Source organism: Ancylobacter sp. SL191, assembly GCF_026625645.1.
Classification (GTDB): domain Bacteria; phylum Pseudomonadota; class Alphaproteobacteria; order Rhizobiales; family Xanthobacteraceae; genus Ancylobacter.
Window position 1 is genome coordinate 1314773 of sequence record NZ_CP113056.1, and the last position, 20868, is coordinate 1335640.

Annotated in this window: 17 protein-coding genes; 12 read left to right on the forward strand and 5 right to left on the reverse strand. The window is 68.6% G+C overall.

Going from position 1 to position 20868, the window contains the following annotated elements; genetic code table 11:
* Positions 1 to 152: 152 nt before the first annotated feature.
* From lptM to OU996_RS06070, 3 genes are all read left to right on the forward strand, one after another.
* Positions 153 to 359, forward strand: a complete 207-nt coding sequence (gene lptM, locus OU996_RS06060; RefSeq protein ID WP_267584734.1) for an LPS translocon maturation chaperone LptM — start codon at positions 153 to 155, stop codon at positions 357 to 359.
* Positions 360 to 416: 57 nt separating this feature from the next.
* Positions 417 to 1685: a diaminopimelate decarboxylase gene (gene lysA, locus OU996_RS06065; protein ID WP_267584735.1), complete on the forward strand. Its 1269-nt coding sequence runs from the start codon at positions 417 to 419 to the stop codon at positions 1683 to 1685.
* 152 nt (positions 1686 to 1837) lie between these two features.
* Positions 1838 to 4579, forward strand: a complete 2742-nt coding sequence (locus OU996_RS06070) for a TIGR02302 family protein (protein ID WP_267584736.1) — start codon at positions 1838 to 1840, stop codon at positions 4577 to 4579.
* A gap of 944 nt (positions 4580 to 5523) precedes the next feature.
* Here OU996_RS06070 and hpt read toward each other — a convergent pair.
* Positions 5524 to 6129 carry a hypoxanthine phosphoribosyltransferase gene (gene hpt / locus OU996_RS06075; RefSeq protein ID WP_267584737.1) on the reverse strand — a complete coding sequence of 202 codons (606 nt, stop codon included), beginning with the start codon at positions 6127 to 6129 and terminating at the stop codon, positions 5524 to 5526.
* Positions 6130 to 6362: 233 nt separating this feature from the next.
* Between hpt and ftsE the strand changes: the two genes are divergently transcribed.
* The 4 genes from ftsE (at position 6363) to OU996_RS06095 (ending at position 9277) form a co-directional block, all read left to right on the forward strand.
* Positions 6363 to 7022, forward strand: a complete 660-nt coding sequence (ftsE, locus tag OU996_RS06080; RefSeq protein WP_267584738.1) for a cell division ATP-binding protein FtsE — start codon at positions 6363 to 6365, stop codon at positions 7020 to 7022.
* Entirely contained in the window at positions 7015 to 8016 is a 1002-nt protein-coding gene (locus tag OU996_RS06085) for a cell division protein FtsX (RefSeq protein WP_267584739.1), read from the forward strand. Before ftsE ends, OU996_RS06085 begins: the two co-directional genes overlap by 8 nt.
* Before the next feature lie 113 nt (positions 8017 to 8129).
* Complete coding sequence (locus OU996_RS06090; RefSeq protein WP_267584740.1) at positions 8130 to 8819, forward strand: YdcF family protein; 690 nt, start codon at positions 8130 to 8132, stop codon at positions 8817 to 8819.
* 131 nt (positions 8820 to 8950) lie between these two features.
* Entirely contained in the window at positions 8951 to 9277 is a 327-nt protein-coding gene (locus OU996_RS06095) for a hypothetical protein (RefSeq protein ID WP_267584741.1), read from the forward strand.
* A gap of 36 nt (positions 9278 to 9313) precedes the next feature.
* On the opposite strand, the gene OU996_RS06100 is transcribed toward OU996_RS06095, so the two are convergent.
* Positions 9314 to 9850 carry a gamma-glutamylcyclotransferase gene (locus tag OU996_RS06100; RefSeq protein WP_267584742.1) on the reverse strand — a complete coding sequence of 179 codons (537 nt, stop codon included), beginning with the start codon at positions 9848 to 9850 and terminating at the stop codon, positions 9314 to 9316.
* A gap of 216 nt (positions 9851 to 10066) precedes the next feature.
* On the opposite strand from OU996_RS06100, the gene OU996_RS06105 reads away from it, so the two are divergent.
* Positions 10067 to 11134 carry a DUF2125 domain-containing protein gene (locus tag OU996_RS06105; RefSeq protein ID WP_267584743.1) on the forward strand — a complete coding sequence of 356 codons (1068 nt, stop codon included), beginning with the start codon at positions 10067 to 10069 and terminating at the stop codon, positions 11132 to 11134.
* Positions 11135 to 11150: 16 nt separating this feature from the next.
* On the opposite strand, the gene edd is transcribed toward OU996_RS06105, so the two are convergent.
* The 3 genes from edd to zwf all read right to left on the reverse strand — a co-directional run bounded on the left by edd (position 11151) and on the right by zwf (position 15474).
* A complete protein-coding gene (edd, locus tag OU996_RS06110; RefSeq protein ID WP_267584744.1) occupies positions 11151 to 12989 on the reverse strand; it encodes a phosphogluconate dehydratase in 1839 nt (612 codons plus the stop codon).
* A gap of 77 nt (positions 12990 to 13066) precedes the next feature.
* Complete coding sequence (gene pgl / locus OU996_RS06115; RefSeq protein WP_267584745.1) at positions 13067 to 13759, reverse strand: 6-phosphogluconolactonase; 693 nt, start codon at positions 13757 to 13759, stop codon at positions 13067 to 13069.
* 239 nt (positions 13760 to 13998) lie between these two features.
* Positions 13999 to 15474 (reverse strand): glucose-6-phosphate dehydrogenase, encoded by a 1476-nt coding sequence (zwf, locus tag OU996_RS06120; RefSeq protein ID WP_267584746.1) that lies wholly within the window; start codon positions 15472 to 15474, stop codon positions 13999 to 14001.
* Between the two features lie 760 nt (positions 15475 to 16234).
* Between zwf and OU996_RS06125 the strand changes: the two genes are divergently transcribed.
* From OU996_RS06125 to OU996_RS06140, 4 genes are all read left to right on the forward strand, one after another.
* On the forward strand, positions 16235 to 17245 hold the full coding sequence (locus tag OU996_RS06125; protein ID WP_267584747.1) for a Bug family tripartite tricarboxylate transporter substrate binding protein: 1011 nt from the start codon (positions 16235 to 16237) through the stop codon (positions 17243 to 17245).
* Positions 17246 to 17493: 248 nt separating this feature from the next.
* Positions 17494 to 17997 carry a tripartite tricarboxylate transporter TctB family protein gene (locus OU996_RS06130; RefSeq protein ID WP_267584748.1) on the forward strand — a complete coding sequence of 168 codons (504 nt, stop codon included), beginning with the start codon at positions 17494 to 17496 and terminating at the stop codon, positions 17995 to 17997.
* A gap of 50 nt (positions 17998 to 18047) precedes the next feature.
* Positions 18048 to 19559, forward strand: a complete 1512-nt coding sequence (locus OU996_RS06135; RefSeq protein WP_267584749.1) for a tripartite tricarboxylate transporter permease — start codon at positions 18048 to 18050, stop codon at positions 19557 to 19559.
* A 338-nt stretch (positions 19560 to 19897) separates the two neighbouring features.
* The gene (locus tag OU996_RS06140) at positions 19898 to 20629 is read left to right on the forward strand and encodes a GntR family transcriptional regulator (RefSeq protein ID WP_267584750.1); all 732 of its coding nucleotides are present in this window, start codon (positions 19898 to 19900) and stop codon (positions 20627 to 20629) included.
* Positions 20630 to 20868: the final 239 nt, after the last annotated feature.

The following is a 20868-nucleotide window of genomic DNA, read 5'->3' on the forward strand; positions in this document are numbered from 1 at the left end:
GGCGTCAGTCTGTCCCTGTCCGCCTCTCGCCTTTCGCGGCATCGCGTTATAGGTTGCGCCGTGCCTCGATGCTGGAGCGTTGCCGGAGTTTCCTGCCGCGTCGTCACGTCGAGCCGTCTTGTCGCGCGTTTCCTGCCGAACCGAGGTCGCCCTTGTCTCGTCCACGCTCTTTTCTCCGCGTCGCCGCTGTCGCCGTCCTGATGGGGGGAGCCCTGGCGCTCGCGGGCTGCGGCGTGCGAGGGCCGCTGGAGCCGCCGCCGGATTCGGCGCTCGGCCAGCCCGGCCCGGATGGCAAGATGCCGAAGGACACTGGGCCGGTGAAGCCGAACAAACCGTTCATCCTCGACCCGCTTCTCTGAGCCGACCGCCTTTCTGCGCCGATCTCGCGCCCGACCCCGCGCTCCCGAGCCATAACGATGCATCATTTCGCCTATCGCGACGGCGTTCTCCACGCGGAGGACGCCAACCTTCTCGACATCGCGCGGGACGTCGGCACGCCTTTCTATGTCTATTCCACGGCGACGCTGGAGCGGCACCACCGGGTGTTCACGCAGGCTTTCGCCGATACGCGCACCACGCTCTGCTACGCGCTGAAGGCCAATTCCAACCAAGCGGTGATCCGCACCCTCGCCAAGCTCGGCGCGGGCGCTGACATCGTCTCGGGCGGTGAGCTCAAGCGCGCGCTGGCGGCGGGCGTCGATCCGCACAAGATCGTGTTCTCCGGCGTCGGCAAGACGCGCGAGGAGATGGCGGCGGCGCTCGATGCCGGCATCATGTGCTTCAATGTGGAGAGCGAGCCGGAGCTGCTGACGCTCTCCGAAGTCGCGGTCAGCCATGGCGTCGCCGCGCCGATCTCGATCCGCGTCAACCCGGACGTCGACGCCAAGACCCACGCCAAGATCTCCACCGGCAAGTCGGAGAACAAGTTCGGCATCCCGGTGTCGCGCGCCCGTGAGGTCTACGCCCATGCCGCCGGGCTGCCGGGCCTGCGCATCACTGGCGTCGACATGCATATCGGCAGCCAGATCACCGATCTCGAACCCTTCGACAACGCCACGGCACTGCTGGCTGAACTGGCCCGCGATCTGATGGCGGATGGCCACCGGCTGACCCATCTCGATCTCGGGGGCGGGTTGGGCGTGCCTTATGTGGCTGGCGAGGCCGAGCCGCCGCTGCCTTCCGCCTATGCCGCGCTGGTGAAGCGCCACACGCATAATCTCGGCCTCGGCCTCGTCTTCGAGGTCGGCCGGATGCTGGTGGCGAATGCGGGCATCCTGGTCACGCGCGTCATCTATGTGAAGGAAGGCGCCGGCAAGCATTTCGTCATCGTCGATGCGGCGATGAACGACCTGATCCGGCCGACACTGTACGACGCTCATCACGAAATTTTGCCCATCCGCGAAGCATCGTCCGACGGTAGCTCGATGGTGGCGGATGTCGTCGGGCCGGTATGTGAAACCGGCGATTTCCTGGCGCTCGGGCGGCGCCTGCCGGCGCTGCGGGCAGGCGATCTCGTCGCGGTCATGACCGCTGGCGCCTATGGCGCCGTGCAGGCCTCGACCTACAACACCCGCGCGCTGGTGCCGGAAGTGCTGGTGAAGGGCGGGGATTTCGCCGTTGTGCGCCCGCGTGTCGAGGTCGAGCAGCTCATCGCGCTCGACCGCGTGCCGGCCTGGCTGGCCTGAACAGGCCCGCCACATTCCCGGCGCCTCCCGGGCTCACAATCTGATGATGTCTTGGGCTCGCCCGTTTCCGCGGCAGGGCTGGCGCGTGCCGGACCTCATGTTAAGGTGACGTTGGGGCTGGTGTGGGGCGCAGGCGTCGGAGGTTCGATCGCGTGACGGCGACACCGGAAGGACAGTCGGAAAAGGGCGCGGACGCTCGTTCCGAGGCCACTTATACGCGTGCCCTGCCCGCGGAGCGGCAGCTGACCAGCGCCCTGCAGCGCGCCTGGGCCGCCCTGCTCTGGGAGCGCGTGTGGCCGGCCGTGGTCGCCGTCGGCGCGGCGGTCGGCTTGTTCCTCATCGTTTCCTGGCTCGGCCTGTGGCTCGCCCTGCCGCCCTATGGGCGGATGATAGGCCTTGCCTTCTTCGCCGGGCTTCTCCTCGTCGCTCTCATTCCCGCCCTGCGCATCCGCGCGCCGAGTTCCGGTGAGGCGCTGTCGCGGCTCGACCGTGAGAGTCGCCTGCCGCACCGGCCGGCGACCGCGCTGTCCGACCATCTCGCGACCCGTCCGGACGACCCGGTGGCCGCTGCCCTCTGGCGCGCGCACATCACCCGCATGACCGCCCAGCTCGGCAGCCTGCGCGTCGGCCTTCCCTCGCCGCGCCTCGCGGCGGTCGACCGCAAGGCGTTGCGGGCACTCGTTCTTCTCGGTGTCGTCGCGACCTTCTTCATGGCGCCGGGCGATCATCTGCTCCGCATGGGCGCGGCCTTCGACTGGTCGGTATTCAGCCCGCCCCCGCCCTACCGGATCGACGCCTGGGTCACGCCGCCTGGCTATACCGGCCGCCCGCCGGTGATGCTGCCGGGCCTTCGTTCGCAGGAGGCGACGCAGACCGCCGCGGTGGCCGATGACCGCGTACCCCAGGACTTCGAGGCGACCGCGCTCACCGTCCCGGTGGGTTCGGAACTCGTCGTGCGCATTACTGGCCTCAGGGAAGCTCCGCTGTCGGTGGCGGGCGGCCTCGCGTCACCCAAGCCCAAACCCGTCGCCGAGGGTGGCGCACTTCCCACTCCGCCAGCGCCCAATGCCACGCCCGGCGAGGAGCGCCGCTTCGTCATAGCCTCCGACGGCTCCGCTCGCATCGAAGGGCCGGACGGGCGCAGCGTGGCCTGGCATTTCCGTGCCCTGCCGGACCAGCCGCCGACGATCGAGCTCACCAAGGAGCCGCAGGCCTCCGGGCGCACAGCGCTGGCGCTGAACTACAAGGCGCAGGACGACTACGGCATCGTCAGTGCGCAGGCGAAATTCACCCCGCTGCCGCCGTCCGCGCCGCTGCATGCGCTGAAGAACGCCGCGCCGAAACCTCCGGCCCGCCCGCTTGTCGAGGCGCCCGATTTCCCGCTGCCGCTCAGTGGCGCGCGCGGCAAGATCGCCACCGGCCAGACCGTCAAGGATCTCACCGAAAGCCCCTGGGCCGGAACACGCGTGTCCATGGTGCTCACCGCGCGTGATGAGGCGGGTCAGGAGGGGCGTTCGTCGCCGCGCAGCTTCGTGCTGCCCGCCCGCGTCTTCGCCAATCCGCTCGCTCGCGCGCTGATCGAGCAGCGGCAGGTGCTGGCGCTTGACGCCAATCAGCGCGAGCGCGTGCAGACGGCGCTGGACGCACTGGCCATCGCGCCGGAGCGTTTCACGCCCGATCCGTCCCAGTATATGGGCCTGCGTTCAGTCTATTGGCGCCTCGCCAATGCGCGCAGCGACGAGGATCTGCGCGGGGTTGTCGACTATCTCTGGGACATCGCGGTCCGGATCGAGGATGGCGATCTCTCGGATGTCGAGAAGCAGCTCCGCGACGCGCAGCAGGCCTTGCAGAACGCGCTGGAGAACGGCGCCAGCGACGAGGACATCCAGCGCCTGACGCAGGAATTGCGCGAGGCGATGGAGAAGTTCATGCAGGCGCTCGCCGAGGAGGCGCAGCGCAACGCCCAGCGCGGCGACAATAACCAGCCGATGGATCCCAACGCCCGCACGGTCCGTCCGCAGGATCTGCAGAAGATGCTCGACCGCATCGAGGACATGGCGCGCAACGGGGCCCGCGACGCCGCCCGCCAGATGCTGAGCGAATTGCAGAACATGCTCAACGGGTTGCAGGCGGGACGGCAGCAGCAGCGCCGCCAGCAGGGGCAGAGCCAGATGTCCCAGGCGCTCGATCAGCTCGGCGACATGATCCGCCGCCAGCAGCAGCTGCGCGACCGCACCTTCCGCGAGGGGCGCGAGGACGGTCAGCAGGGTCAACAGGGCCAGCCCGGCCAGAATGGCGAACAGAACCAGTCGTTCAACGATTTGCGCCAGAATCAGGAGCAACTGCGCGAGCAGCTCCGCCAGCTGCGCGAGCGGATGCAGCAGGCCCAGCGCGGGCGGCAGCAGGGTGAGCAAGGCCAGCAGGGCGAGTCCGGCCAGGAGGGGCAGCAAGGTCAGCAGGGTCAAAAAGGCCAGCAAGGTCAAGGCGGTACGCCCGGCGATGGCGGGCTCGGCGAGGCGGAGCAGGCGATGCGGGAGGCGGAGGAGGCGCTCAGCCAGGGCGATGGCACCGGCGCGGTCGACGCCCAGAGCGAAGCCCTGCAGGCGCTGCGCCGCGGCGCCCAGCAAATGGCCGAGGCGATGCAGCAGCAGGAAGGCGGCCCCGGCGGCGAGCAGCCCGGCGGGCCCTCGGGCCAGCAGGCCGAGCGCACCGACCCGCTCGGCCGGCCCCTGCGCTCGCGCGATTATGGCGACGATACAACGGTCAAGGTGCCGGACGAGATGGACATGCAGCGCGCCCGCCGGGTGCTCGAGGAGCTGCGCCGCCGCTTCGGCGAGCCCGACCGGCCGCGCCTCGAGCTCGATTATCTGGAGCGCCTGCTGCGCGATTTCTGAGTTGCGCGGGCCGCGCGCGTCTTCGCCCGAAATGGGCGATTTTGACGTGACCGATGAGTGCAGTGAGGTGAACAGTCAGGCCGAAGAGGCCGAGACGCGTGGCCGATCCGTGCGGATCGCCCCAGACGCTCCGCCTCGCCCGATACGGGGAGGGAAGGGGGCCGGTCGACAAACCCGACAGGTCCGCGCCAGCCCTACGCCGCCCCTTCAGCCCTCCGCGTCGGACTGCGGCTGATGAGGGGACGTCGTCCCCGAGCTTGGCCCGGGGATCCACGACTTCCCCCGACCGTCCCTGCCACGCACGAAGGCGTGGATGGCCGGGTCAAGCCCGGCCATGACGGTGTGTGAGCGGTAACGTCGGAAGTAGGAGCAGCAGCGACGTTGCGTCTGTCCCCTTCGGGCCCTGCCCCCCGCGCCATGCAGGGAAGACGTGGATGGCTGGGTTAAGCCCGGCCATGACGGTATGTGAGCGGTAAAATCGGCAGCAAGACTACCAGCGACGTGCTGCCTGTCTCCTGCGGGCCCCGCCCGCCCCCGCGCCACGCACGAAGACGTGGATGGCCGGGTCAAGCCCGGCCATGACGGTGTGTTAGCGGTCAACGTCTGCAGCAGGGCCAGCAGCGACGTGGCACCTGTCCTCTCACGGGGGGCGCGCCGTCCGCCTCCCTTCGCGCTCGGCGTTGAACTGTGGCTGATGTCGGGACGTCATCCCCGGGCTTGGCCCGGGGATCCACGACTTCCCCCCCGCGCCACGCAGGGAAGCCGTGGAGGGCCGGGCTGATCCCCGGATCACGTCCGGGGACGGCCATGACGGTGTGTGAGCGGTAACGTCGGAAGCAGGGCAACCAGAGACGTGGTGCTTGTCCCATCCGGGGGGATGTGGCGTCTGTCCGCTTCGGGGACCACGCGGGCCCTCGCTCGCGCGTCTTCAAATCTCCCGCCCGTCAGCCCTCGGCGTCGGGGATGTAGCCGATGAAGGGGAGCTGCCGGTAGGCGTGCGAGACGTCCATGCCGTAGCCGACGACGAAATAATCCGGGCATTTGAACCCGACGAAATCGGCGTCGATCTGCACCGCGCGCTTGTGCGGCTTTTCCAGCAGCACGCAGACCATCACCCGGTTGGCGCCGCGCGCCGCCAGCAGATCCTTGGCGAAGGCGAGGGTGCGGCCGGATTCGAGGATATCGTCCACCAGCAGCACGTCGCGCCCGCGCACCTCGGTCTCAATGTCCCGGAGCACGGTGACATGGCCGGAGGAGACCCGCGCGTCGCGGTAGCTCGACAGGGTGATGAACTCGACCTCCGGCGCCAGCCCCGCCTCATGCATGGCGCGGATGAGGTCGGCGGCGAAGACGAAGCTGCCCTTGAGCACGGCGATGACGACGAGCTTTTCCGGCTTTTGCCCGACGATCTCGTCCACCAGCTCGCGGTTGCGCGCGGCGATGGTGCCGGCGTCATAGAGCACCTCGATGTGCGGCGCCGGCTTCTCGGGGGTGTCGCCGTGGGGCTCGCTGGGGGCGCCCGCGGCGCGGGTCTCGGTCGGCTCGGTCATGCGTGTCCTCATGCGTGGCGGCCCTTCTGGGCCGTCCCTTTGCTCGGCCGCCACCATGGACGCATGCACGCGCGCCGTCCAGTTGGCGCCGATCGGCGCCGGCATTTAGATACCGCGCCACGCCTTTGGGCGCCGGGGTGCGCCCATGGCCGCGCGCTCTGTGCTAGGAGTGCTGCGCACCAGAATCATCCGCCCCGGGCGGAGCGTCGGCAAGAGCTCGTCGAGGGAAGAACTTGGTCCGATTCGAAAATGTCGGCCTGCGCTACGGCATGGGGCCGGAAGTGCTGCGGGACGTCACCTTCGGCATACCGCCGCACTCGTTCCAGTTTCTCACCGGCCCCTCGGGCGCCGGCAAGACGACGCTGCTGCGCCTGCTGTTCCTGTCGTTGCGCCCGACGCGCGGCCTCATCAACATCTTCGGCCGCGATGCGGCCAAACTCGGGCCCGATGAAACCGCGGCGCTGCGCCAGCGCATCGGCATCGTGTTCCAGGACTTCCGCTTGCTCGACCATCTCACGACCTATGAGAATGTCGCCCTGCCGCTGCGCGTGCAGGAGAAGGAAGAGGCGAGCTACCGGGCCGAGGTGCGCGAGCTGCTGAACTGGGTGGGGCTCGGCGAGCGCATGCATGTGCTGCCGCCTGTGCTCTCCGGCGGCGAGAAGCAGCGCGCCGCGATCGCCCGCGCCCTCATCAGCCGCCCGGAGATCCTGCTGGCCGACGAGCCGACCGGCAATGTCGATCCCGGCCTGGCGCGTCGTCTCATGCGGCTGTTTCTCGAACTGCACAAGACCGGCACGTCGGTGCTGATCGCCACCCATGATATCGGGCTGATGGACCAGTTCGATGCCCGCCGCCTCGTCATCAACCAGGGGCGGCTGACGGTTTATGACTGAGACGCGCACCCGCCACCCCTTCGCCCTGTTCTCGCGCCTGCGCGGCCGCACCGCCGCGACGGAGGAGGGCACGGACGCCCATCACGACCCGCGCCCCGGGCGGGGCCAGCCGCATTCCATCGTGCCCGGCGCCACCATCACCGGCAGCGCGCTGGTCGCGGTGGTCGCCATCATGACCTTTCTCGCCGGCCTCACCATTGGCAGCGTCGCGGCGGTGCGCACCGTGGCGGCGGACTGGACGTCGCAGATCGCCCGCGAGACCACCATCCAGATCAAGCCGGGCGACGGGCTCGACATCAAGGCGGCGCTCGACGCGGCGGTGATGGTGGCGAAGGGCACGGAGGGCGTGGCCGATGCGCGGGCACTGGGCGACGCCGAGACCGCCGCGCTGCTGGAGCCCTGGCTCGGCTCGGGGCTTGATCTCAGCAGCCTCCCAGTGCCGCGCCTCGTCATCGTCAAGCTCGGGCCGGAGGCCGGGCCGCAGACCCTGCTCGCCCTGCGCGCCGGGCTCGCCGCGCAGGTGCCCTCGGCGACCTTCGACGATCACCGGCAATGGTCCGACCGGCTGATCGCCACGGCCCGCCTGGTGGTGCTGATCGGCCTTGCCGTGCTGGCGCTGGTCGGGGCCGCCACGGTGCTCTCCGTGGTGTTCGCCACCCGCGCGGCGGTGGATGCGGCGCGGGCGATCGTCGAGGTGCTGCATTTCGTCGGCGCCCGCGACAATTTCATCGCCGCCGCCTTCCAGCACCATTTCCTCTGGGTCGGGCTCAAGGGCGGCATGATCGGTGGTGGAGCGGCGATGGCGCTGTTCTTCCTGGGCGCGACGCTGCCGGGCTGGCTCGGGCTGACCAGCCGGGCCGATACGCTGATCGGCGCGGTCGGGCTCGACATGCGCGGCTATGGCGGCATTCTCGGCGTGTCGGTGCTGGTGGCGCTGGTGACGGCGATCACCTCGCGCATCACGGTCTATCGCACCCTGCGCCGGATCAGCTAGGGCTTTTCCCGAGAAAGCCCGTTCGCCAGAAGAGCTCTAGCTCTCTGATTTTACGCAATTCCTCCCGCAAAACCGCTACGCACTTTTGCGGGAATTGCTCTAGGCTGACGACCGTGACGCGCCGCGCTTTGCCCTCTTCCGCTTCTGACCCGCGCCCGCCGCGCCCCAGCGCGCTGCTGCGTGTCCTGCGCGCCGGCTTGCTGTTCGGCGCGGCCGGGGCCGTGCTGGTGCTGGCCGGCTTCGCTGCCTTTCTCTTCGCGCTGGAACGCGAGGCGACGCCGCAGGCACCCGCCGCCGACGGCATCGTGGTGCTGACCGGCGGGGCCGACCGCATCACCGCGGCGACGGTGCTGCTGACCGAGCGGCGCGGCAAGCGCCTGCTCATCACCGGCGTGCATCCCGACACGACGCTGCCCGAGATCAGCCGCACCGTGCCGGCGACGCAGGAGCAGCTGGAATGCTGCGTCGAGCTTGGCCGCTCGGCGCTCAACACGCGCGGCAACGCCATCGAGACCGCCGTCTGGGCGCGCGCCCACGACTTCCGCTCGCTGATTGTGGTGACCTCGGCCTGGCACATGCCGCGCGCGCTGGTGGAGCTGTCGCGCGCCATGCCGGACATCGCGCTGCTGCCCTATCCGGTGGTGGCGCGCCTGCCGCGCGACACGGGCTGGCGCGGGGCGCTGGCGAGCGCGCGGCTGCTCTTCGTGGAATATGTGAAGTTCGTCGCCGCCTATGTCGGCATCGGCCCCTGGCCCGCCGTCACTGCCAAGGTCGGCGAGGGCATCACCAGCCCGGCGCCCTGAGCCCGGCGCCGTAAGCCCGGCGCGCTGGCGGGGACATTCCCGGAACAGCCCGCGGGAACATTCTGGCACGCTCGCGGATTCACGCTGCGAGACCTGTTGACGATGCCAATGGATGTTCTAGATTTGTTCTCATGCTGACACACCCTGTGACGTCGAGCGATTCGCTGAAAGATGATGGCCCGCTGAGCGCCGCGGACGCGCTGCTGGCGCGCCGTTTCCGTCTCTGGCGCGGGCCCGACGGCCGGCGGCAGGTCTATTCGGTCTATGGCGTCGACGAGGCGCCCGACTACCCGGACGCGGTCGCCATGGCGGTCCGCACCGAGGGCGGGCGGCGCGTCGCGCTGTGGAGCGGGCCGGCCGGCGCACGGGCGCGCGCGGCCTGCTACGCCATGGGCGCGCAGGAGATCCATCTGCGCATCCTGCCGGAGACCGACAGTGGCGCCCTCGCGCCAAGCTGACGCGCTAAGCTGACGCGCCACGCTGACAGGGCGGGCCTAGAGCCGCTCCACCAGCCAGCGCAGTTCGGCATCGTGGATGCCGAGTTCCGCCAGATGGCTCGCGGTGGCGGTGACATAATCGACGTTCGGGCCGCCCACGCCATGGCCCTGGCGGATCAGATGCAGCCGCTCCTCGCGCGAGAGCTTGCCGGCATATTGGCTGTGGCCCCGGTCGACCAGGAAGGTCACGGCGGCGACCGCGCGCGCGCTGCCATCCTTCAGCCAGACCCGGCGCACCGCTTCGCGGTAGATGTTCGTGACCTGCTCGCGCTCGCGCAGATAATCCAGCGTCGCCTGCGCCCGCTCTGGCGCGATGCGGAAGGCGATGCCGATGCAGGCGCCGCCCTGGTCGAGGCCGAGCACGAGGCCGGGCTTTTCCGGCGTGCCGCGCCAATGCACCGATTTCACGCAGAAGGAGCGGTGCGCGCCAATGAGCTTAGCCGCGACGCGCTCCTCATAGTCGAAGCCCGGATTCCACATCAGCGAGCCATAGCCGAAGACCCAGAGCTCGGCGGGGGGAGGGACGGCACTCATCGGGGCACCCGGAAGGAGAGGGGAATCGGCGCGGTGGCGCTGCGAGACTAGGGCGCCGCAGGCCGGGCGTTAAGGCAGGGAGCGCGCGGAGCTTTGGACAATCGCGCTTCCGACGTAGAAAGAACCGCGCCGCCGCCCGCCTCGCGGGCCCGGCGCCCGCCATATCGCCGCCGCACCGGCGGAAGAACGTGCCGCGCCGTTTCACAGGAGTTCCTCATGAGCCAGCAAGAAGCCCCGGTCTCGGGCGCCCCGGCTTACGCCCCGCCGCCCGCCGCGCGCCGGAAACCCTGGTTCCTGATCGGTCTGCTGGCGTTCATCGTCATCGGTGGCGCCGGCTGGACCGCCGCCTGGTTCTACGCCTCCGGCCGCGCGGTGCAGGAAATCGACCGCTGGATGGCCGCCGAGGCGGAGAGGGGACGCAGCTGGAGCTGCGCCGACCGGCAGTTCGGCGGCTTCCCCTTCCGCTTCGAGCTGATCTGCACCGAGCCGACCGTGACCTTCACCGGCCCGGCCGGCGGCTCGGCCAAGGCGACGCGCGCCCATGCGGTGGCGCAGGTGTGGAACCCCCGGCACATCATCGCCGAATTCGACGGGCCCGGTGTCATCAGCAGCCCGCAGGCCGGCGAGATCACCGCCACCTGGTCGCTGCTGCAGGTGAGCGGCGTCGGGCGCGGCAATGATCTCGATCGGCTGTCCGTCGCCGCCGATGATTACGCGCTGACGCAGGGCGGCACCGTGTTCTTCGGCGCGCGCCATGCCGAGTTCCATGTCCGCCACACGCCGGGCTCCGATGCCGCGACGCTCGATATCGCCGCCGGGGTAAAGGGCGCGACGGGGGTGACGACCGCCGCCGGCGGCGCCGCGCCGATCGACGGGGCGCTGGAGATGACGGCGACGCAGGTGCCGGAGTGGCGCGCCGTGCTCGCCCCGGCCGCGCGGCTTCAGGCCTGGCAGGCGGCGGGCGGGCGGGTGAAGCTGCTCGAGGCCCGGCTCAGCGGCGGCGGCGGGGCGATGAACGCCACCGGCGAGATCGGCCTCGACCCTGAGCGCCGCCCGAGCGGCACGATCAACCTCACCATGGCGAACGCGCCGGCGCTGATGTCGGCGCTCTCCGCCGCCGGGCTGATGCCCGCCTTCATGGTGAACCTCGCCCCGGCGCTGGCGGTGGTCGGCATGCCCGGCACGCTTGACGGCGCGCCGGCCAGCACCTTCCCCTTCACCTTCCGCGACGGGCGGATCTCGCTCGGCATGCTGCCGCTCGGCAAGATCGGCCCGGCTTTCTAGGCGGGCCTCTCGAACGTCAGACCGCGAAGATGCTCGCGCCCGTGTCCGCCGTGCCCACGGCGGCGCGGAAGGCGGTGAACAGCTCGCGCCCGACGCCGACATGCGCGGCGGAAAGGTCCGCCGGGACCGGCGCCCGCTCGGCCCAGGTCTCGGCGTCGATCAGCACGGTGAGCGTGCCGGCGACCGCGTCGACGCGGACGATGTCGCCGTTCTTGATGCGGGCGATCGGCCCGCCATCGGCGGCTTCCGGCGTGACATGGATGGCGGCCGGCACCTTGCCGGAGGCGCCCGACAGGCGGCCATCCGTCACCAACGCGACCTTGTGCCCGCGATCCTGCAGCACGCCGAGCGGCGGCATCAGCTTGTGCAGCTCGGGCATGCCATTGGCCTTCGGGCCCTGATAGCGCACCACGGCGACGAAATCGCCGGTGAGCGTGCCCGCCTTGAACGCCGCCTGAAGCTCCTCCTGGCTGTGGAACACGCGGGCCGGCGCCTCGATGATGTGGCGCTCGGGGGCGATGGCGGAGGTCTTGATCACCGCCTTGCCGAGATCGCCCGCCAGCAGCTTGAGGCCGCCGGTCGCCTGGAAGGGCGCGTCCGCGCCCCGCAGCACCGCCTCGTCGCCGCTGGCCGACGTGCCGTCGCGCCAGGCGAGCGTGCCGTCCTCGGCGAGCACCGGCTCCTGCGTGTAGACGCCGAGATCGCCGCCCCAGACGGTCTCGACATCCCGGTGCAGCAGCCCCTCGCCGAGCAGCGAGCGGATGACGAAGGCCATGCCGCCGGCGGCGTGGAAATGGTTCACGTCGGCCTTGCCGTTCGGGTAGACGCGGCAGAGCAGGGGGGTCACATCCGCGAGGTCCGAGAAATCGTCCCAGGTCAGCCTTATGCCGGCCGCTGCCGCCATGGCGACGATGTGCAGCGTGTGGTTGGTCGAGCCGCCAGTGGCGTGCAGGCCGACAATGCCGTTGACGAAGGCCTTCTCGTCGAGCATCCGGCCGACCGGCGTGTAGTCATTGCCCAGCGCGGTGATCGCCATGGCGCGCTCGGCGGCGGCGGTGGTCAGCGCCTCGCGCAGCGGGGTGTTCGGGTTGACGAAGGAGGCGCCGGGCAGATGCAGGCCCATGATCTCCATCATCATCTGGTTGGTGTTGGCGGTGCCGTAGAAGGTGCAGGTGCCCGGCCCGTGATAGGACTGGCTCTCGGCCTCCAGCAGCGCTTCGCGGCCGACCTTTCCTTCCGCGAAAAGCTGGCGGATCTTCGCCTTCTCGTCATTGGGCAGGCCTGAGGTCATCGGCCCGGCCGGGATGAACACCGCCGGCAGATGGCCGAAGGACAGCGCGCCGATGACGAGGCCCGGCACGATCTTGTCGCAGATGCCGAGGAACACCGCCGCGTCGAAGGTCTGGTGCGAGAGGGCTACCGCCGTGGCCAGCGCGATGACGTCGCGCGAGAACAGCGAGAGCTCCATGCCGGCCTCGCCCTGGGTGATGCCGTCGCACATGGCGGGCACGCCGCCCGCGACCTGCGCCACGCCGCCGGCGGCGCGCGCGGCGGCGCGAATCAGCTCCGGGTAGTTCTCATAGGGCTGGTGGGCGGAGAGCATGTCGTTATAGGCGGTGACGATGGCGAGGTTGGCGCCGGCGCCGGCGCGCAGCATCGCCTTGTCGGAAGGGCCGCAGGCGGCGAAGCCATGCGCCTGGTTGGCGCAGCCGAGCTTGGCGCGGCTCGGGCCGCGCTCGGCGGCGGCGGCGATCCGCTCCAGATAGCGCGTGCGGGCGTCATGCGAGCGCTTGACGATGCGCTCCGTGACCTCGCCGATACGGGCGTTCACGCTGGACGGGATGGCGGTTGCCATGCGGCTCTCCTTCAGGTGGTCAACGGCCGGAAAGGACGCCGGCCGCGTCGTCGCTCAGATGGGGTGGGCGTGAAGGCTCACGGGCACCAGAAGATGTCGAGCGCCGGGCGCGCGCGCAGCACGGCGCGGATCGGCATGTCGGTGGCGGGGCCATCGCCCAGCGCGGCGTCCAGCACCGGGCGTTTGGCCGCGCCTTCGATATGCAGCGCCAGCGCGTCGGCGGCGAGCAGCACGGGCAGGGTCAGGGTGATGCGCGGCTCGCCGGCGGCGGGGGCATGCATCGGCAGGAGGCCGAGCGCGCCATCGGGGTCGATGGCTTCCTCAAGATGGTCGCCGCCCGGAAAGAAGGAGGCGGTGTGGCCATCGTCGCCCATGCCGAGCACGGCGGCCGCGAGCGGCCAGGGCAGGTCTTCCAGCGCCTCATTGACGGCGAACAGCCCATCCTCGGGCGTCGGCGCGTCATTGGCGAGCGCCACGAAGCGGGCCCCGGCGGCCTTGTTGGTCAGGAGGTGCTGGCGGACCAGCCGGGCATTGGAGCGCTCCGAGGTCTCGCGCACCCAGCGCTCATCGACGAGGGTGATGAGGATCTTGTCCCAGGGCAGGTCGCGGGTGGAGAGCGCGTCGAAGAAGCGGGTGGGGGTGCGCCCGCCGGAGACGGCAAGGCTCGCCAGCCCGTCGCGCTGCACGCGCGCGCCCAAGGCCGCCGCCACATAATCGGCCAGCGCATGCGCCACTGCCGCGCTGTCGGCAAACTCCTGGAAATTCGGCACGCTCACGCTCCCTCACTGTGCCGCCGGCTGGTGCCGGCGGGTCTGCCTGTCGCCAGCCTCGCTGCGGCCCGGCGCCGCCCGCGAGTCTAGCCTTGCCCCGCAATCCGCGCGCTACACGAGCGCGTCACGCGGGGCCGGCGCGCTCTTGCGCCGTCCTTTTAACCACGGGCGCCGATCAGGCGCCGTCTTCCAGCCCGAAGGCGCCGGTCAGGCGCCGTCTTCCAGCCCGCAGGCGCCGGTCAGGCGCCGTCTTCCAGCCACGTCCGGCCATCGCGCTCGATGAGGGCGATGGAAGCCGACGGGCCCCAGGTGCCCGCCGTGTAGGGCCGGGGCGGCTCCTTGGCGCCGCGCCAGGCCTGCAGGATCGGGTCGACCCATTTCCAGGCCGCCTCGACTTCGTCGCGGCGCATGAACAGGGTCTGGTTGCCGCGCACCACGTCGAGAATCAGCCGCTCATAGGCGTCCGGGTTGCGCACCTTGAACGCCTTGGCAAAGCTCATGTCGAGCGGCACATGGGTGAGGCGGATGCCGCCCGGGCCGGGATCCTTGATCATCAGCCACAGCTTCACACCTTCATCCGGCTGCAGGCGGATGACGAGGCGGTTGGGCTCGATGGCGCCGACCGCATCGCCGAACACCGAATGCGGCACATGGCGGAAGCCGATGACGATCTCGGAAACGCGCGAGGCGAGGCGCTTGCCAGTGCGCAGATAGAAGGGCACGCCGGCCCAGCGCCAGTTCTCCAGCTCGGCCTTCACGGCCACGAAGGTCTCGGTCTCGCTGCGGGAGGAGCCGAGTTCCTCCAGATAGCCGGGCACGGCACCGCCGGCCGAGGCGCCGGCGCGGTACTGCCCGCGCACGGTGAGCTGGGCCATATTGTGGTCGGCGATGGGCTTGAGCGCGCGCAGCACCTTCAGCTTCTCGTCGCGCACCGCGTCGGCGTCGAGCGAGGCCGGCGGCTCCATCGCCACGAGGCAGAGCAGCTGGAGCATGTGGTTCTGCACCATGTCGCGCATGGCGCCGGCGGTGTCGTAATAGCCGGCCCGCTCCTCGACGCCGAGCGCCTCGGCCACCGTGATCTGCACATGGTCGATATGGGCGTTGTTCCACAGCGGCTCGAACAGGGCGTTGGCGAAGCGCAGCGCCATCAGGTTCTGCACCGTCTCCTTCCCCAGATAATGGTCGATGCGGTAGACGCGCTCTTCCGGGAAGATGCGGCCGACCTGCTCGTTCAGCGCCACGGCCGAGCTCAGATCCTTGCCGATCGGCTTCTCGATGACGACGCGGCCCTTCTCGGCCAGGCCATATTTGCCGAGCCGCTCGCAGATCGGCCCGAACAGATGCGGCGCGGTGGCGAGGTAATAGACCGGGATCATATCGCCGGCGTTCGCGACGCGGGTGGCGAGTTCCGACCAGCCGGGCTCGGCATCGGCATCGGCCGCGACATAGGAGAGGCGGCCGAGGAAGCGCTCGAGCTCCGGCTCCTTCAGCTCCGCGGCGGGGATGTGATCGGTCAGCGCCTGATGGGCGAAGGCGCGGAACTCGGCATCGCTCATCGCCCGGCGCGACACGCCGATGATGAGGGCCTCGTCGGGAATCTGGCCGTCCGCGTCGCGGTGGAACAAAGCGGGGATCAATTTGCGCCGGGAGAGGTCGCCGGTGGCTCCGAACACCGTCAGCACGAAGGGCGGAACCGGAATCAGGCGGCTGGTCATGGACGAACTCTCCTCAGGGCTCGGCAGGCCGTCGGGCCCGCCGCGGACACGGCACGGGTAACGCCGGCGGCAAGCCTAGCTCCACCATTCCGGCGTCATTGCGGTGGCGCCCGGCCTCACGTTCCTGCGCCGGGCTCTGCCTAGCAAAAACGAGTCCGTGCCGGAACGTCCTCCCGGTAGCACGGAGCCGGTCTAGCCGCCTCCCGCGACGGGGCGATGATCACAGCCTTGCGCGCGGCCGTCGAGCCTTTCGACGCTGCATTGCAGCATTATGGCGCAAAAAAGGGATTTGAGCGGGCGAATTCGGGCGGCAAAGACCGCCGGCAAGTATTCGCGTGAGCCGCTGCACCGGAGTTGGCGCTGGGGCGCTGGGTGTGCGCCGAGGTGGCGTAAAGCGGCGCGGCGCGGGGATGCGGCGCGCGGCGCGAGGGAATAACGAGATAGCTCAACGGCTTACTTAATAAGGTATGCCTACGCACATTATGCAATATTAAGTATGCCAAAGTCTGTATGCCACATACAAAATTCCTATAATACGTAATACAAACTGACCTTGCGCCGCACCATTGAACTTTAGAATTAGCTCTTGGCTTTGTTCTAATCTTGGTACAACTTATTACACGGAGTATCCGGCGGAGAGACGAAGCAATCGGCCTGCCGGCTATGACGGATCCGCTCCGGTATCGCGAAGCGGAACGCAAAAACAAGACCGACCAAAGATCGGTTGAACGCCAGAATCCTTTTGGGAAGGAAACGCCAAATGAAACATTTCCATGCTCTTGGTCTGGGCGCCATTACCGCCCTCGGCATGACGGCGCTCTCCATGCTGCCGGCCTCGGCCGCCTGGGCGCCGACCAAGCCGGTTGAGTTCATCGTGCCGGCCGGTACGGGTGGTGGCGCCGACCAGATGGCGCGCACGCTCCAGGGCATCATTGCCAAGCACAATCTGATGTCGACGCAGCTCGTCGTCATCAACAAGTCGGGCGGCGCCGGCGGCGAGGGCTTCCTCGACGTCAAGAGCAACAAGGGCAACCCGCACAAGATCGTCATCTCGCTGTCGAACCTGTTCACCACCCCGCTGGCGACCGGCATTCCCTTCAACTGGAAGGATCTCACCCCCGTCGCCATGCTGGCGCTGGACGAGTTCGTCCTGTGGGTGAACGCCCAGGAGCCCTACAAGACCGCGCAGGAATATGAGGCGGCTATCAAGGCGGCGCCGGACGGCACCTTCAAGATGGGCGGCACCGGTTCCAAGCAGGAAGACCAGATCATCACCGTCGCCATCGAGAAGGCGCTCGGCAAGAAGATGACCTACATCCCCTATAAGGGCGGTGGCGAGGTCGCGGTGCAGCTGGTCGGCGGTCACATCAATTCGAGCGTGAACAACCCGATCGAGGCCGTCTCGCAGTGGCGCGGCGACAAGCTGCGTCCGCTCTGCGTGTTCGATTCCAAGACCCTGCCCTACACCGACAAGATCCTCGGCGACCAGTCCTGGTCCTCGATCCCGACCTGCATCTCGGCGGGCCTCAACGTCGAATATCTCATGCTGCGCGGCATCTTCATGCCCCCGGGCGTGACCGACGAGCAGGTCGCCTACTTCATCGACCTGTTCAAGAAGGTCCGCGAGACCCCCGAGTGGCAGCAGCTCATGAAGGACGGCGCCTTCAACCCGACCTTCATGGCCGGCGCGGAGTTCAAAACCTGGCTCGATCAGGCTGAAGCCAAGCACAAGACCCTGATGCAGGAAGCCGGCTTCATCGCCGGGAACTGAACGACCTCGCTCCCCGGGCCGGCTTTGCCGGCCCGGTTGGAGCCGGGCTTCCCACGGGGAGCCCGTTGACGTTTTCGACCGAGCGCCGCTGCGGACAGCGGCACTGCCGCCGGCACCGTTCCGGCCGCACCTGTCCCGGGCGCCGGGAAACAGCAAGAACGAACGTTAGAGCAAGCTGACGTCCAACGTGCCTCCGGCGGGTCGCCCTCGCCGGACACTCCTTTGCGCGGATTTTTCGGAGACAATCTATGGAACAGGCTCACCATGGGGCGGGCGGGGGAGGCCCTAAGCAGCGCACCGTCGAAATCGGCACCGCACTGCTGACCCTGCTCTTCGGCCTCATCGTTATCTATGGCAGCTACCTGGTCGGGGTCGGCTGGAGTTCGGACGGCCCGCAAGCCGGGTTCTTTCCGTTCTATGTCGGGCTGATCATCTGCGGGTGCAGCCTGATCAACCTCGTGCATGGCATGCGCGAGAGCTCCGAGCCGCTCTTCGCGGAATGGAGCCAGCTCGGCCAGGTGCTCCGGGTGCTCATCCCGGCCTGCATCTATGTCGGGCTCGTGCCGTTCCTCGGCATCTACATCCCCTCTGTCGCGCTGATCCTCGGCTTCATGATGTGGATCGGCAAATACAAGCTGCCGCTGTCGCTCACCGTGGCGGTCTGCGTGCCGGTCTTCTTCTACATGACGCTCGAGCGCTGGTTCATGATTCCGCTCCCCAAGGGGCCGATCGAGGCGATGCTCGGACTGTGACCACCGACAGATAAGGCGGGCACCGCGAGCCGCCTGCCAGGGAAACGCCCATGCTTGAGAATTTCACCTATCTCTACCACGGGTTCGGTATCGCATCCGACCCGTTCAACATCCTCCTGATGGCCATCGGCATCCTGCTCGGCGTCATCATCGGCGTGCTGCCGGGACTTGGCGGCGCCAATGGCGTTGCCATCCTGCTGCCGCTCACCTTCTCCATGTCGCCGACCTCGGCGATTATCCTGCTGACCTGTATTTACTGGGGCGCCCTGTTCGGCGGCGCCATCACCTCGGTGCTGTTCAACATCCCCGGTGAACCCTGGTCGGTGGCGACAACCTTTGACGGGCATCCAATGGCCCGATCAGGACGAGCCGGTGAAGCGCTTACCGCGGCCTTCACCTCGTCCTTCATCGGCGCCTTCTTCGCGGTGGTGATGATCACCCTCATCGCGCCGCTGGTCGCCCAGTTCGCCCTGCAATTTGGTCCAGCCGAGAAGTTCGCGGTCTACTTCCTCGCCTTTGCCTCCTTCGTGGGCATGAGCAAGGAGCCGCCGGCCAAGACCATCGTGTCCATGATGATCGGCTTTGCCCTCGCGGCGGTCGGCCTCGACATGGTCACCGGTCAGCTCCGCCTGACCTTCGGCGTCACCGAACTGCTCAACGGTTTCGACTTCCTCATCGCGGTCATCGGTCTCTTCGGCATCGGCGAGATCCTGCTGACCATGGAAGAGGGCCTCGAATTCCGCGGCAAGTCGGCGAAGATCGACCCCAAGGTGGTGTGGAAGACCTGGCTGACGCTGCCGCGTTACTGGATGACCTCGCTGCGCTCCATCATCATCGGCTGCTGGATGGGTATCACCCCGGCCGGCGCCACCCCGGCCTCCTTCATGGCCTATGGCATCGCCAAGCGTGTGTCGAAGAACGGCAAGAACTTCGGCAATGGCGAGATCGAGGGCGTCATCGCCCCCGAGACCGCCGCCCACGCCGCCGGCACGGCCGCCATGCTGCCCATGCTGGCGCTGGGCGTCCCCGGTTCGCCGACCGCCGCGGTTCTGCTCGGCGGCCTGCTGATCTGGGGTCTGCAGCCCGGTCCGATGCTGTTCGTCGAGCAGGCCGAGTTCGTGTGGGGCCTCATCGCCTCCATGTATCTCGGCAACATTGTCGGCCTCATCCTCGTGCTGACCACGGTGCCGCTGTTCGCCTCGATCCTGCGCATCCCCTTCTCGATCATCGCCCCGGTGATCCTGGTGGTCTGCGCCATCGGTGCCTACACGGTGAACAACAACGTGTTCGACGTGCTGATGATGATGGTCTTCGGTGTCCTCGGCTACCTGCTGAAGAAGACCAACTACCCGCTGGCGCCGCTGGTGCTCGCGATCGTCCTCGGCGACGCCGCCGAAGAATCCTTCCGCCAGTCCCTGCTTGGCTCGGGCGGTTCGATCTCGGTGTTCTGGTCGAACGGCCTCGTGGCCTCGATCATGGGCCTCGGTGTCCTCGCCGGCATCTGGCCGATCCTCGGCCACCTGTTCGGCAAGCTGCGCGGCACGTCCGCCCAGCCGGCCTGAGGGCGACAATGACAAGGCCCGCCGCGCTCACCGCGCGGCGGGCTTTTGGGCCGAACGGAAGCTGACGCAGCGTCAGGTACGTCCGGCGCCCAGGCGAAGAGCGGGGCAAATCGCTCTTCCGCCGAATCCCTCGCCCCCGGAGAGGGAGATCGGGCAACACACGGCCGCCGCAGGAACCCGCCCCGCAGACGAGCCATAGAAGCTCGATGGAGGCGCGCTGGCGGACCGAGGTATCGGGGGGTTCGGGAGGCAACGCCAATGTTCTGTGCCAAAACCAGGCTTCATCATCTCCGTCCGGCCGGCGCCCGGTCGGTCACGGACTCCGGGACGGACGCTGCATGATGAGCATCGAAAGCACCATTCGCCGGGTGAATGGCGGGGCTGCGAAGCTCTCCGTAGCGCCGCTGGAGGACACGTCCACTTTCAAGAACCGCGCCTATACCGCGCTCAAGGAAGTCATCGTCTCGCTCAACATCTACGACCAGACCCAGGAAGTGCGGCTCGACGAGCGCCAGCTCGCCCAGAGCCTCGGGGTCAGCCGTACCCCGGTGCGCGAGGCGATGGCGCAGCTGGAGCGCGAGGGCTTCGTCCACTCGGTGCCGCGCCGCGGCATCTATGTGGTGCGCAAGACCAAGCGCGAGGTCATCGAGATGATCCAGGTCTGGGCGGCGCTGGAAAGCCTTGCCGCCCGGCTCATCACCCAGCACGCCACCGATGACGAGATCGGCCGGCTGCGGGAAATGTTCGCCTCATTCGACGATCCCAATGGCGCCCCGCACGCCAAGCTCGACGAGTATTCCGAGGTGAACATCCAGTTCCACCAGACCATCATCGCCATGGGCGGCAATGGCATCCTGGTGAATCTCGCCGAGAACCTGTTCACCCATATGCGCATGATCCGCCGCAAGACGATCGGCGAGGAGGATCGGGCCGACCGCTCGATCCAGGACCACCTCGCCATCATCCAGGCGCTGGAGGCCCGCGACACCGACCTTGCCGAGGTGCTGGTGCGCAACCACGCGCTCGGCCTTGCCGACCATGTCGCGCGTTTCGCCGACTATCTGGAATAGGCGATCACCCATCGGCGCCGGCCGGAAGCAACCGGCCGCGCCACCGCTCTACCTCTCCCCGGCGGGTTCCTCGACCCCGCCGGCTTTTTTTGTTAGCGCGTCCGGTGACCCTGAGGGCTGGCTCACCCGTCAGAGTGCTTTCGCCGGACCCACCCACCCATCACACCGTCATCCCTGTCCATCCCTCACGCCGTCATCCCCGGGCTTGGCCCGGGGATCCACGTCTTTGGCCGCGTGCG